Source organism: Psychroflexus sp. S27, from assembly GCF_002810405.1.
In the GTDB taxonomy this organism is placed as follows: Bacteria; Bacteroidota; Bacteroidia; order Flavobacteriales; family Flavobacteriaceae; genus Psychroflexus; species Psychroflexus halocasei_A.
On record NZ_NEXQ01000019.1, the window covers coordinates 122,766 to 136,329 of the forward strand.

General features: G+C 33.7%; 15 protein-coding genes. 7 read left to right on the forward strand and 8 right to left on the reverse strand.

Annotated elements, in window-relative coordinates; genetic code table 11:
* Position 1: 1 nt before the first annotated feature.
* Genes dapB through CAP47_RS03260 form a run of 3 tightly spaced genes read left to right on the forward strand, consistent with a single transcriptional unit; the run spans position 2 to position 2,943 of the window.
* Positions 2 to 715: a 4-hydroxy-tetrahydrodipicolinate reductase gene (gene dapB, locus CAP47_RS03250; RefSeq protein ID WP_100775366.1), complete on the forward strand. Its 714-nt coding sequence runs from the start codon at positions 2 to 4 to the stop codon at positions 713 to 715.
* 6 nt (positions 716 to 721) lie between these two features.
* On the forward strand, positions 722 to 2,296 hold the full coding sequence (lepB, locus tag CAP47_RS03255) for a signal peptidase I (RefSeq protein ID WP_100775367.1): 1,575 nt from the start codon (positions 722 to 724) through the stop codon (positions 2,294 to 2,296).
* Between the two features lie 8 nt (positions 2,297 to 2,304).
* The gene (locus tag CAP47_RS03260; protein ID WP_317042677.1) at positions 2,305 to 2,943 is read left to right on the forward strand and encodes a WbqC family protein; all 639 of its coding nucleotides are present in this window, start codon (positions 2,305 to 2,307) and stop codon (positions 2,941 to 2,943) included.
* Positions 2,944 to 2,948: 5 nt separating this feature from the next.
* On the opposite strand, the gene CAP47_RS03265 is transcribed toward CAP47_RS03260, so the two are convergent.
* From CAP47_RS03265 to CAP47_RS03295, 7 genes are all read right to left on the reverse strand, one after another.
* Positions 2,949 to 3,983 carry an endonuclease/exonuclease/phosphatase family protein gene (locus CAP47_RS03265; RefSeq protein ID WP_100775369.1) on the reverse strand — a complete coding sequence of 345 codons (1,035 nt, stop codon included), beginning with the start codon at positions 3,981 to 3,983 and terminating at the stop codon, positions 2,949 to 2,951.
* Between the two features lie 3 nt (positions 3,984 to 3,986).
* Positions 3,987 to 4,913 (reverse strand): rhomboid family intramembrane serine protease, encoded by a 927-nt coding sequence (locus CAP47_RS03270; RefSeq protein ID WP_238140941.1) that lies wholly within the window; start codon positions 4,911 to 4,913, stop codon positions 3,987 to 3,989.
* Positions 4,885 to 5,643, reverse strand: a complete 759-nt coding sequence (locus CAP47_RS03275; protein WP_093240709.1) for a rhomboid family intramembrane serine protease — start codon at positions 5,641 to 5,643, stop codon at positions 4,885 to 4,887. Before CAP47_RS03275 ends, CAP47_RS03270 begins: the two co-directional genes overlap by 29 nt.
* The gene (mutL, locus tag CAP47_RS03280) at positions 5,644 to 7,476 is read right to left on the reverse strand and encodes a DNA mismatch repair endonuclease MutL (protein ID WP_100775370.1); all 1,833 of its coding nucleotides are present in this window, start codon (positions 7,474 to 7,476) and stop codon (positions 5,644 to 5,646) included.
* A gap of 3 nt (positions 7,477 to 7,479) precedes the next feature.
* On the reverse strand, positions 7,480 to 7,770 hold the full coding sequence (locus tag CAP47_RS03285) for a hypothetical protein (RefSeq protein WP_093240702.1): 291 nt from the start codon (positions 7,768 to 7,770) through the stop codon (positions 7,480 to 7,482).
* A gap of 92 nt (positions 7,771 to 7,862) precedes the next feature.
* Complete coding sequence (ribH, locus tag CAP47_RS03290; RefSeq protein WP_100775371.1) at positions 7,863 to 8,360, reverse strand: 6,7-dimethyl-8-ribityllumazine synthase; 498 nt, start codon at positions 8,358 to 8,360, stop codon at positions 7,863 to 7,865.
* Positions 8,361 to 8,362: 2 nt separating this feature from the next.
* On the reverse strand, positions 8,363 to 9,142 hold the full coding sequence (locus CAP47_RS03295; protein WP_093240698.1) for a tetratricopeptide repeat protein: 780 nt from the start codon (positions 9,140 to 9,142) through the stop codon (positions 8,363 to 8,365).
* Between the two features lie 124 nt (positions 9,143 to 9,266).
* Between CAP47_RS03295 and recF the strand changes: the two genes are divergently transcribed.
* From recF to CAP47_RS03310, 3 genes are read left to right on the forward strand one after another with little or no spacing between them, the layout of a single operon-like run.
* Entirely contained in the window at positions 9,267 to 10,355 is a 1,089-nt protein-coding gene (gene recF, locus CAP47_RS03300; protein ID WP_100775372.1) for a DNA replication/repair protein RecF, read from the forward strand.
* 5 nt (positions 10,356 to 10,360) lie between these two features.
* Positions 10,361 to 10,780 (forward strand): lipocalin family protein, encoded by a 420-nt coding sequence (locus CAP47_RS03305; protein WP_100775373.1) that lies wholly within the window; start codon positions 10,361 to 10,363, stop codon positions 10,778 to 10,780.
* Positions 10,770 to 11,069 carry a DUF721 domain-containing protein gene (locus CAP47_RS03310; RefSeq protein ID WP_234953094.1) on the forward strand — a complete coding sequence of 100 codons (300 nt, stop codon included), beginning with the start codon at positions 10,770 to 10,772 and terminating at the stop codon, positions 11,067 to 11,069. Before CAP47_RS03305 ends, CAP47_RS03310 begins: the two co-directional genes overlap by 11 nt.
* Here CAP47_RS03310 and CAP47_RS03315 read toward each other — a convergent pair.
* A complete protein-coding gene (locus CAP47_RS03315; protein WP_093240689.1) occupies positions 11,066 to 11,383 on the reverse strand; it encodes a YbaB/EbfC family nucleoid-associated protein in 318 nt (105 codons plus the stop codon). The genes CAP47_RS03310 and CAP47_RS03315 overlap by 4 nt on opposite strands.
* 109 nt (positions 11,384 to 11,492) lie before the next feature.
* On the opposite strand from CAP47_RS03315, the gene CAP47_RS03320 reads away from it, so the two are divergent.
* Positions 11,493 to 13,541, forward strand: coding sequence for a S9 family peptidase (locus CAP47_RS03320; RefSeq protein WP_100775374.1), 2,049 nt, complete (start codon positions 11,493 to 11,495; stop codon positions 13,539 to 13,541).
* Positions 13,542 to 13,564 lie beyond the last annotated feature (23 nt).

Here is a 13,564-nt window from a genome sequence, read left to right on the forward strand (position 1 = left end):
GATGAATATAGCAATTTTAGGCTACGGAAAAATGGGACAAAATATTGAGAAAATCGCTGAAAAACGCGGCCATTCAATAGTTTTGAAAACCAATATAAAACCTAATCAAGAAGAATTAAAGAAAGCTGATATTGCTATTGACTTTAGTGAACCCAGTGCTGCTTTTGAAAATATCAGTTTGGCTATTTCAGTACAAGTTCCTGTGATTTCAGGAACGACAGGTTGGCTTGATGACTATGATAAAGTCGTTGAACTCTGTAAAGAAAAATCAGGACATTTCCTGTATGCATCCAATTTTAGTGTTGGTGTTAACTTGTTTTTTAAGCTCAATGCATATTTTTCAAAGTTGATGAGTTCAGTTGAAAACTATCAGCCTGAACTTGAAGAAACGCATCATATTCATAAAAAAGATGCGCCAAGCGGAACTGCAATTAGTTTAGCAGAACAAGTTATCAAAGAAACATCTTATGAATCTTGGGCTTGTCCGCCAGATCATTCTCAAAATAATATACCGATTAAAGCTTACCGAGAAGGAGAAGTTTTTGGCGATCATTGTGTAACTTTTTCTTCAGAAATAGACCAATTGAGTATCAAGCATTCGGCAAAATCTCGCCAAGGTTTTGCACTTGGCGCTGTGATGGCTGCGGAATGGTTAAGCAAACAAAAACCAGGAGTTTATCAAATGGCTCAAGTTTTAGACGATTTAATAAAATAATTTATCATGACATTTACACAACTCCTTATATTTATTCTTGCTGTTCAAGTTATTCACTTTTTAGGAACATGGAAGCTTTATAAAAGAGCAGGTCGCCAAGCTTGGGAAGCTGCAATTCCGGTTTACAATGCCATCGTTTTGATGCGTATGATTAACCGACCTTGGTGGTGGGTTTTCTTGTTATTTATTCCTGTAATTAATTTGATTATGTTCCCAGTTATTTGGGTGGAAACAGCGAGGAGTTTTGGTAAAAACTCAACTGTTGATACAATTTTATCAATTGTGACTTTAGGTTTTTATAATTATTACATCAACTATTTAACCACTGATAAATTTATTGGAAACAGAAGCATCAAAGCAAAAACGAAGGCTGGAGAAACAGTTAGTGCTTTGCTTTTTGCGATTGTTGCTGCCACTTTAGTGCATACTTATGTGATGCAACCTTTTACGATACCGACTTCTTCATTAGAAAAAAGTTTACTAGTTGGCGATTTTCTTTTCGTTAGTAAATTCCATTATGGAGCGCGTGTGCCACAAACGCCAATTGCTTTGCCAATGGTGCATGATTCGATTCCGGGAACTGGCGTTAAATCATATTGGTCAGATCTCCAATTGCCAGAAATGAGAATGCCAGGTTTTCAAGATATTGAGCGTAATGATATTGTCGTTTTTAACTGGCCTGTTGATACAATCAGGATGTTTGGTGACAGATCAGGGAAGCATTATTATAAACCTATTGATAAAAAATCAAATTACGTTAAGCGTGCAGTTGGTGTTCCTGGAGATTCGCTTTCAATTGTTGATGCACAAGTCATGATTAACAGTCAGCCACTTGAATTTCCTGAAAGAGCTGAACCTCAGTTGTCTTATATCGTACAAGGTAAAGGTCAAGGATTCAACATGCGTAGCTTAATTGAAATCTACGGAATCACGGATGGTTTGGCTTGGTATGATAAAGAGAAGAGACAGTATATGATTCCTGCAATTACTGAAAAAAATCTCAAGAAATTAAAGAGCCATCCAAATGTAGAATGGACAAAACCTTACATAAAGCCTCAAGGTGAAAAATCTAATTCTATATTTCCTAACAACCAGAAAGTTGATTGGAATCGTGATAATTTTGGACCGATTTATATTCCTGAAAAAGGGAAAACAGTTGCTTTAAACAAAGAATCATTTTCACTTTACAGAAGAATTATCGAAGTTTATGAAGGTTCTGAGATGAATGTTCAGCAAAACTTAAGTCTTAATGATGACCAGGTTCTGATGAACGGTCGCCCAATTGATTCTTATACTTTTAAACAAGATTATTACTTTATGTTGGGTGATAATCGCCATCACAGTGAAGATAGCCGTTACTGGGGTTACGTACCGATGAATCACGTGGTAGGTAAACCAGTTTTTATTTGGATGAGTTTAGATAATCATTCAAGTGGTTTAATCGAACGTATTCGTTGGGAAAGACTTTTTACAACTGTTGCTGGTGAAGGAGAACGCGTTTCTTACTTTCAGTATTTCTTAATTGTACTAGTTCTCTGGTTTGGTTTCCGTTATTTTTCTAAACGTCGAAAATCTAAATAAGACTGATTATGACTCGTAAAATTTTTCATCCAAGTTATTTTGGACCAATTGATCAATATGTGTCTTTACATGAAGAAGACGAAATTATTTTAGAGAAACTGGATAATTATCAAAAGCAGACTTATAGAACACGTCAATACATTTATGGTGCAAATGGAAGCTTATTGCTTAATATTCCGATAAAGCATCGTAAAGGTGTGCATAAGCGTCAGCATTATAAAGATGTCAAAATTGAAAACGATTTTAAATGGCAGCAATTACACTGGCGATCAATAGAAACAGCTTATAGAACCTCGCCTTTTTTCGAATTTTATGAAGATGATTTTATAGGTTTATATGAAAAAACAGCAGATTATCTTTATGATTTTAATGTCCAATGTACAGAAACTGTTCTTGATGCTTTAGGTTTACCAATCGATTTTAAACTGACTGATGATTTTATGAAGTCTTATGACGATAATGATCAAATCATTGATGAGAGACGTTTTGCAGTTTCAAAAAGAGAGGCTTTTTATGAACTTAAAAAATACAATCAAGTCTTTCAGGATAAATACGGCTACATCGAAAACCTCACTATTTTAGATTTACTTTTTAATCTAGGACCTTCAGCCCAAAGCTATTTATCTGAAGTTGCAGCAGCACAATAAATATTTTAATCTTTCAATTTGATCTTTGATTGAATCGGGTAGTGGTCAGAATATTTGACATCGTAAGTGTGGAAGTCAATCACTTTAAATTGTAAATCGGAGAAAATAACATCGATACGAATCGGGATAAAATCAAAAACAAAAGTGCGTCCAAAGCCATTGCCAGCTTTACTAAAGTTATCCTGAAGCCTGTCGCTCATAATTGATTTTGACACATATGATACCGGCGAGTTGTTAAGATCTGCAGAAACAACAACAGGATGCGGAGAATTAGCAATTTCATTAGCTATTATTTCAGCTTGAGATTGCTGTTTAACAAATGATTTTCCAATTCTTGAAATCAATTTCTTTTGATTCTCACTTTGTAATTCGCGTACATCAGGATCAATTTTTAAAGATTCAAGATGAATCCCAAAAAGCCTGATAGTATCTTTGCCATGAAGAATATCAACATAAATGCCGTTATTACTTGTGTTTTCGAATCTTAGATTTTTCCGATTGATGATTTCTTTTTTACTAAAAATAGCAAGTCCATGTTTCCCTTTCTTCTTAGAAGGAACAATATAATTGTATTCGTAACCTTCTAATTTTGTCGTATCACTGATATAGTAATCTTGAAAAGTGACAATATCAGGATTTTTTAATTCAATAAATTTTTTAATTTTTGAAGTGATCTCCTTCTCACCCGTCCAGTTATATTTATCAAATAAGCGGACATTATAACTCATAATGTCTAAACTTCCTTCTTCATCCATTAAGGTGTTTGATCCAAATTTATAAATAGAATCGAAGTAAAGAAAGCCACAAAGAATAGCAATAATTGAAAGAATCATTTGCTTTTTCAGCTTAACGAGCCAAAAAATAATAAAGATTAAATTGATAATGATTAAGGGAGGAAGTCCTAAATTGAGAATAGAAAGTGTTGATGAAAATTTTGGTGGAATAAATGGTAAAACATAAACACATATGAGCAAAATTGCGAAGAGAATGTTGATGATGTAAATCAATCTTTCAAATATGCTTAACCCAGATTTTTTCATTTTTTATAAATCTTTTCCAGCTCTAAACAAAAAGTCTTTTTCTTCTTTAGTTAGGCTGCCATAACCACTACTACTGATTTTATCTAAAATTTTATCAATCTTTTCCTGATTGTTTTTATCCTTTTGGTTGGATTTTTTCTTCTCTGTTTTCTTTTGCTTGTTTTTATAAACAGTCTTCATTTTCGGATTAGATTTGGAAGAAAAGCTAAAATCAGAAATAACATTGATAGTACTTTCAATCCAAGAGCCGATGTCATTTCCTTTTTCAAGCTGTTTTGTATAAAGATAGCCAATGGCTGCGCCTCCTAAATGTGCAAGATGTCCGCCTGGATTTCCAAAAGGGATTTGAATAAAATCCAAAGCAACAAGACCAGCTGCAATCCACCACAATTTAAGATTTCCTAAAAACATCAAGCGAACCTGAAAATCAGGAATTTTTGTAGCGATACCAACCAAAATAGCCATGACAGAAGCTGATGCACCAATGAGATATGATTTTCCTGTGCCTTGAAAAGCTGGAAACAAATTATAGCTCAGGGCAAAAATAAGCGCTCCAAAAATAGCACCTAAAATGTAGAAATTCACAAATTTTTTACGGCTGTAAAAATTGAGAAAAATTTGGCCAGAAAAGTAAAGAACAATCATATTTGATAAAATATGAAATATGCCAGCATGTAAAAATGCATAGGTAAGAATGGACCATGGTTTGAACAATAAATCCGATAAATCTTTTGGAAAAACAAGCCATTCTATCAGGAAGTTATTTCCGCTAGATCCAAAAAGAAAACCAATTGTGTTAAAAGCAAAGGTGAGCACAAACATCACAATATTAATTGCAATGAATTTTTCTAAAATACTTGCAGTGTTGTATTTGTAACGTAAATTATCTTTCCAATTCATTTTAGTTCCACCTATTCGCGTTAAACTCATTTTTCTTCCAATACCACATCACAATAAAGCCGATAATTGCACCACCTATATGCGCCCAATAAGCTGTATTTGATGGCCCAAATAAAGACAAACCAGTTAAAGCTGAAAATACATTAATGGCAAAATAACCACCAATGAGGTATTTGGCTTTAATCGGAATTGGAACAAATATAATGTATAATGGCATATTTGGATACACAATTGCAAAGGCAGCCAAAATACCAAAAATAGCTCCTGAAGCGCCAACCATAGGAACGATATAAGTTCTTAATAAATCTGTTGTGACGTCTTGAGGGATTTTATCATAAACCTGATATTGGCCGGTTTCATAGACAGTTTGCAGCATATTTTGTATTTGATCAGGAGAAACACCAGCATTGACATAATATTCATAAGCTGAGTTAAAATTGAAATAGCTAAATAAAATTTGTAAACCTGCTGCACCAAGTCCTGCTGAAAAGTAGATAAACAAGAATTTTTGTTGTCCTAAATAGTTCTCCAAAGCACTCCCGAAAATGTAAAGTGCAAACATATTAAACAAAATATGTGAGATGCCTTCTTGCGCATGCATGAACATGTGTGTGACAACCTGCCAAATCTGAAAATTTGGATTCTCAGGAAACCATAAAGCAAAAAGCTTATAAGCAAAATCACCTATAAATTGAGAACCTATAAAAAAAAGGACATTCGCTATTAAAAGCGTTTTAACAGTGGTTGTTATTCTTCCCATTTAAGCAAATTTTTTATCGATATCATCGACGGATAAATTAATGAAAATCTGTTTATCATCAGGTGTTTGTAAATAATCTTTACAATAAAAAAGAGAGTTGATCAACTGCTGTTGTTCATCTTCTTTTAAAGAAATACCATTTTTGATCGCCATATTTTTTGCAAGAGATTTGGCGAGAATCGTATTGCTTTCAAAACCAGTTTCTGGAATCTCATTTTCAAATTCAGAAAATAATTCGTCTATGATTTGATCTACTTGACTCTCCTGAATCATATCAGGTATGCCATTAATCACAACGCTTTGATTTGTCATTTTAGTAAAAGAAAATCCTGTGTTTTCTAAAGATTCTTTTAATTCTTTAAAAATTTCAATTGAATGCACATTTAAACTCAACTCTAGCGGAAACAATAATTGCTGACTCGCAGCAGGTTGTTCAGTGATATTTTTGAGTAATTCTTCATACAAAATTCTGAAATGAGCACGATGTTGATTCATCATCAAAACGCCAGATTTAAACGGCGTGACAATATATTTGTTGTTGAGTTGAAAAGATTTTGAGGATTGTTCAACCTGTTTATCTTCAAATAAATTTGTTTGTTGCTGGTCATCTGCAATTGCTGACTCAACGTTATATAAATCTTCCCAATTGCTCGGAACTGCTTTTTTCTCATGCTGAAAAGAGCTTTGTTGAAATGAAGCTTGAGGTCTTGGGTTTTGCTTTTCTTCTTTAAAAGGATTAAAATCCCTGTCAACTTCTATTTCTGGAAGTTTTGCAGGATTTTTATGTTGACGATATGAGGTTTCAAAACTTGAATCTTTTTCAAAATCAAGACTTGGCGCAATATTGAATTGACCTAAACTGTGTTTGATAGCACTTTGCAAAATCGAATAAATCGCATGCTGGTCATCAAATTTTATTTCAGTTTTAGTTGGATGAATATTGATGTCAATACGTTCTGAATCAATTTCTAAATAGAGAAAATAGGAGGGATGTGTTTTGTCTTTCAACAAACCTTCATAAGCCATTGTAATAGCATGATTCAAATAATTATTTTTGATAAATCGATTGTTCACAAAGAAGAATTGTTCGCCGCGAGAGCGCTTTGCAAATTCAGGTTTACCAATAAAGCCTCTAATTTTTATGAGATCAGTATCTTCACTAACAGGAACAAGCTTTTCGTTGCTTTTGCTTCCCATAATTCCGACGATACGCTGTCTTAAATTTGATTGTGGCAAGTTGAAAAGTTCATTGCCGTTATGAATCATTTTAAAACTAATATCTGGATGCGCTAATGCAACTCTCTGAAATTCATCAATAATATGTTTGAGTTCAACACTATCAGATTTCAGGAAATTACGGCGAGCAGGAATATTAAAGAATAAATTTTTAACAGCAATTGAGGTTCCTGTTGGCGTCACCGTTGGAATTTGCTGACTTACTTCACTGCCTTCAACATTGATTTGAACACCGATGTCACTATCATCAGTTTTTGATTTCATCTCCAAATGCGCAATCGCTGCGATAGATGCAAGCGCTTCGCCACGGAAACCTTTGGTATGAATTTTAAATAAATCTTCGGCTTTTGAAATTTTTGAAGTCGCATGTCTTTCAAGTGATAGTCGGGCATCAGTATCTGTCATGCCATCGCCATCATCAATCACTTGCACAAGAGTTTTACCTGCATCTTTTACCAACAAATTGATGTGTTGTGCATTGGCATCAACAGCATTTTCTATGAGTTCCTTAACAACAGAAGCAGGACGCTGGACGACTTCACCAGCAGCGATTTGGTTCGCGACATGATCTGGCAGTAACTGAATTCTCCTTTTCATAAACTATTGACTGAATATTGACAAATCAAAATCAATGATCCATAAGAAAATAAAAACTAAAACAAGAGCGATAAGAATCACTCTTTTATTGATGGAACGATTACCTCTTGTTCTGCTATTTTTTCGTACATCAGACCAGTGAGAGCCAAAGTCGATTGAGTTGTGTGTTGATTTGAATTTGTTAAAAGTCGAATCAATTTCGTAAACGTTATCTACTTTTTTGCCATCATAATAGCGAGGCGTATAGTTGTATCGCGTATTTTTTCTTAATTTGAATGATTTTACTTTAAACATAGTTCAGTTTAGAAAAATCAAATTTAATGAAATATTAGCGATCTATATAAGCAAAGCCTATAATTTAAGAAAAGTAAAAGATTTGATTTTGATTAAAACTTAGCCTCTTTTCTTAATTGTGCCATTTTGATTGCTGCAATTGCAGCTTCAGCACCTTTATTACCATGTTTTCCTCCAGATCTATCGATAGATTGTTGTTTTGTGTTATCTGTTAAAACACAAAAAATGGTTGGAATATCACTTTTGACATTGAGGTCTGTGATGCCTTGCGTAACGCCATGACAAACAAAATCGAAGTGCTTTGTTTCTCCTTGAATCACGTTTCCAATAGCGATAACAGCGTCAAGCATGTCGTAACTTTCTTGTATTTTTTTGCAGCCGTAAATCAATTCAAAACTGCCAGGGACGTCCCATTTGACGATGTTTTCTTTGAGAACACCGCAATCTGTCAAGGCGTCAAATGCGCCTTGAAATAGATTGCCTGTAATGTCATTATTCCATTCTGAAACAACAATTCCTATTCTGAAATCCTTTGCTTCAGGTAATACTGATTTGTCGTAAAACGAAAGGTCTGTTCCTGCGGTTGCCATGATTACATTGCGTTAGCTTGTCCTATATAAACTTCTGCATCTTTAGCTTCTTGGCTATCTGCGTATTTTTCTTTTAGGTTGTTCAAATGCTTCACTGCAACATCTGCTTTCCCTAATTCAATAGCTGTAATGCCTGCTTTTAATAAATATTTAGGCGTTGTAAATGAATTTGATTTCATTTTTGCAGCTTTTTCATAATATGAAAGTGCTTTATCTGGCTGTCCAATTTGTTGGAATGCATCAGCAATTGTTCCTTGTGCAATAGGCATTAAAATTTGATCGTCTGCTTTGAAATTATCTAAATATTCAATCGCTTTTTTGTATTCAGCTAATTTGAAGTATGACATTCCTGCGTAGTAATTTGCAAGATTAGCAGATTTTGTTCCGCTGTATTGATCAGAAATATCTGCAAAACCAAATTTTCCATTTCCACCGTTGATCGCAAGCTTGTAAAGCGAGTCTTTCATTGGTTTATTTTGTGCTTCAATAGCGTCTTTGAAGTAAACTTGCGCTTGGTTGAGTTCGTTTGCAGCTTCATTTTCATTAGGCTCAACGATTAATTTTTGGTAGCCTAAGAAGCCGATAACACCAACGATAATGACGATAATGACACCGAAGATTTGCTTTTGGTATTGACTGACGAAACGCTCAGTTTTATTCGCTTTTTCATCTAAAGTTTCAAAAACTTCAGCTGTTGTTGAGTCGTGATCTTCAACTTGGTTTTGATCTTTGTCTGAAGCTTTCTTTGAAGATTTATATCCTCTTTTCTTGTATGATGCCATAATATCGTTATATCAGTTTATATAGACGCGCAAAAATATAATTTTTATCACGATATAAAAATACATTTTATTTGATATTTTCGCTTCTCTTAATAATATTTGATTTCCAGAGAATTTTTCACCTATGCAAATTAACAAATTATCCTTGCTAAACTATAAGAACTTCAGTCAGTTAGATCTTAATTTTAATGCGCATATTAATTGTTTGGTGGGTCAAAATGGAATAGGAAAAACAAATATTTTAGACGCAATTTATCATTTAGCTTTCGGTAAAAGTTACTATAATCCCATTAGTAGTCAAAATATTCATCACGGAGACGACTTTTTTGTTGTTGATGGTGCGTTAGAAATTTCTGATAAAAACGAGCGTATTGTTGTGAGTTTTAAAAAAGGACAGAAAAAAGTTCTGAAAAGAAACGCTAAAATTTATGACAAAATAAGTGATCATATCGGCTTGATTCCTCTTGTTATTATCACGCCAACAGACAGAGATTTGATTTTAGAAGGGAGTGAAACAAGAAGAAAATTTATGGATGGCGTTATTGCACAAGGAGATATACAATATCTTGAAACCATTCTGAAATATTCAAAGCTTTTATCACAACGCAATGCGCTTCTGAAGTATTTCGCTGTCAATCGGACATTTAACAGTGATTCTTTAGCGGTTTACAACGATCAAATGAATGACTTAGCTGAAGTGATTTATGAAAAAAGACAAGCTTTTGTCAAAATATTTGAACCTATTTTACAAAAGAGATACAAAGACATTAGTGGTGGTCGTGAGCAAATAAGTTTGCATTATAAAAGCCAACTGAACGATTCTGAAAATCTCAATGCTTTATTTGTCGAGGCGCAACAAAAAGACTTGCAAAGACAATATTCAACAGTTGGAACGCATAAAGATGATTTAAAATTTAAGATTAATGGTCATTCGGTAAAGAAGTTTGGCTCACAAGGTCAACAGAAATCATATTTGATTGCTTTAAAATTTGCACAATATGATTTTTTAAAAAACATTAAAGGCTTTAAACCCATTGTGCTTCTTGATGATATTTTCGATAAGTTAGATGAAAATCGCGTGGCGCAAATTATTCAAATGGTGACACATGAAGATATGGGACAACTTTTTATCAGTGACACACACGCAGAACGTACTGAAGATGTTGTGAAATCGAGTACGGAAAATTATAAAATGATTAATTTAAGCAATTAAGAATAATGAAGAATATATTTTACCTTTTATCAATCGCAGTTTTATTGACAGCTTGCGAAAAATCACCTAAAGATTTTGATTTGAAAAATCTTGAAGGTTATTGGGAAATCGATAAAGCAGAAACACCTTTTGGTGATAAACAATATAAAGTTAGCACAACTGTGGATTATTTTTACGTAGAAGATTCCTCTGGCTTTCGTAAAAAAGTTCAGCCGCAACTCATCGGTAAAGACAAAGCTAGTAAAGATCAAGAGGAATTTAGCTTAAAATATGAAAATGACAGTTTGAGAATTATTTATGATAATCAATTTGATCAATGGCGAGAGACTATTATTGAGTTGACTGAAGAGAAGCTCGTTGTTAAAAACGATTCATCTTTTTATTACATTTATAAACGTTTTAAACCTATTGAAATTGAAGAATAAAAGGAATAGAGAAGAATTGAGTATGAAAGATGCTCTTGATCTATTTAAAGATAAAATGCATCTGAATAAAGGTCTTGACAAAGTTGAAATTGAAGAACTTTGGTACAGTGAACTCGGCAATGGAATTAAAAATTATACCGAAAAAGTTGATTTCAATAATGGGACTTTAAGAGTCAGCCTAAAATCTTCTGCTTTGCGAGAAGAGTTAAGCTATGGAAAGGAAAAAATAATTGCCCGGCTTAACGAGCAATTACCAAATCCTTTAATTACGAAATTAGTTTTAAACTAGCTTGTTAAGCCAGGAATATCTGGCATGCCATCTTTGGCAACAGCCGAAATTTCAGCTTCATTCACTTCTGTTGCTTTCTGAATCGCTTTGTTAAGTGTCAAGATCAAGTAATCTTCGAGTTGTTCCTTATCTTCAAACAATTCATCATCAATATCTAAAGACTTTATCTCGCGATTTGCCGTGATTGTCACTTTTAAAAGACCATCATTGCTTTGCTCTGAAAGTGTGACAGTGTCTAATCTTTTCTTAGTTTCTTCAACCTTTTGTTGGGCTTCTTTGAGTTTACTCATCATCCCCATCATATCTCCAAACATAATTTTTTTCTACAAATTTATAAAAATGAATTAAAGAGAATTGATTTTAAAGTTTTTTAAAATGAGTGAGGTATTACAAAAAGTTATCTTTGCAAAAAAATAAATAACTATGAGTATTCCAAAAGCTAAGCAGGAATCTAAAATTTTAGAAGCACATGGTGATCAACGTCATGATGAATTTTATTGGTTAAATCAGCGTGAGAATCCAGAAGTTCGCAAATATTTAGAAGAAGAGAATGCTTACTATAAAAAGGAAACACAACACTTAGAAGATTTCACTCAAGATTTATTTCAGGAAATGAAATCTCGAATTAAAGAAGATGATTCTTCAGTTCCATATTTCTTAGATGGCTATTGGTATCAAGCTAAATTTGAGAAAGGAAAAGATTACCCGATTTATACAAGACGAAAAGATCACATTGATGCGGAGGAGAAGATCTTATTTGATGTCAACCAAATGGCAGAAGGTTTCGATTATTATAAGTTATCAGGTATTTCAATTAGTCCAGATAATAAATTAGCAGCTTTTGGAGTGGACAATGTCAGCCGCCGTGAATATACAATTCATATCAAAGACATTGAAACAGGTGAGATTTTAGATCAAAAAATTGAAAAAACAACTGGAAGTTCATGTTGGGCAAGTGATAATAAAACGCTTTTTTATACTAGAAAAGATCCACAAACTCTAAGATCTCATCAAATTTACAAGCATCACCTTGATCAAAACAATACCGAAGATGAACTTGTTTATCAAGAAGATGATGCTACATTTAATACTTATGTTTTTAAGTCAAAATCGCGTGATTTTATCATCATAGGTTCGTCTAGTACTTTACAAGATGAATATAGATTCATTTCAGCAAATAAGCCAAATGCTGATTTTAAAATCATTCAGAAAAGAACTCCAAACTTAGAGTACAGCGTTGCACATTATGAGGATTACTTTTATATTTTGACAAATAAAGGTGGAGCATCTAACTTCAGACTCATGCGTACACCAATCGACAAAACTGAAGTTGAGCATTGGGAAGATGTGATTTCGCATCGTGATGATGTTCTACTTGAAGACGCTGATATTTTTAAAAATTATCTTGTTTTGACAGAGCGTTTTAATGGTTTGACACGACTAAGAGTTTTGTCATGGGATTTGTCAGAAGACTATTTTGTGCCGATTTCAAGTGAAACATACACATTAGGGACGTCTTCAAATCCTGATTTCGAAACTGATACATTGCGTTATGTTTATAGTTCATTAACTACACCAACATCTGTCATTGATTTTAATATGAAAGATCAGACGGAAGTCGTGATGAAGCAATCAGAAGTTTTGGATCCAAATTTTAAAGCTTCAAATTATATTGCAGAGCGCGCATGGGCAACATCTGCTGATGGTGTAAAAATACCAATGTCTATTGTTTATAAAAAAGGCATTCAACGTGATGGTAAAAATCCCTTGTTGCAGTATGGTTACGGAAGTTACGGACACACAGTTGATCCGCACTTTTCATCAACACGATTGTCGCTTTTAGATCGCGGTTTTGTTTTTGTTATCGCTCATATTCGAGGAAGTGAGTATTTAGGGCGACAATGGTATGAAGATGGAAAATTATTAAAAAAGAAAAATACTTTTTCAGATTTTATCGCTGTTTCAGAATATTTGATTGAGCATTTATATACAAGTCCTGAGCATTTATACGCAATGGGTGGCTCAGCAGGAGGCTTGCTTGTTGGCGCAGTTATGAATATGCGACCAGATTTATACCATGGCATGATTGCGGCAGTTCCTTTTGTTGATGTTGTCACGACGATGCTAGATGATAGCATTCCATTAACGACTGGTGAATATGATGAATGGGGAAATCCTAATGATGCCCAATATTATCATTACATTAAATCTTACTCGCCTTACGATAATATTAAAGATTGTCAATATCCACATTTACTTGTCACAACTGGGTTTTATGATTCCCAAGTTCAATATTGGGAGCCTGCGAAATGGGTGGCGCGCTTAAGGTTACAAAAAAACAATACGAATAAAGTTTATTTAGAGACCAACATGAAGACTGGTCATGGTGGTGCATCTGGAAGATTTGAGGCACTGAAAGAATTAGCAAAAGAGTATGCTTTTATCTTTGAATTAGCTGGAATCTTAAAATAATTAAAAAAAAAGTGTAATTTTGC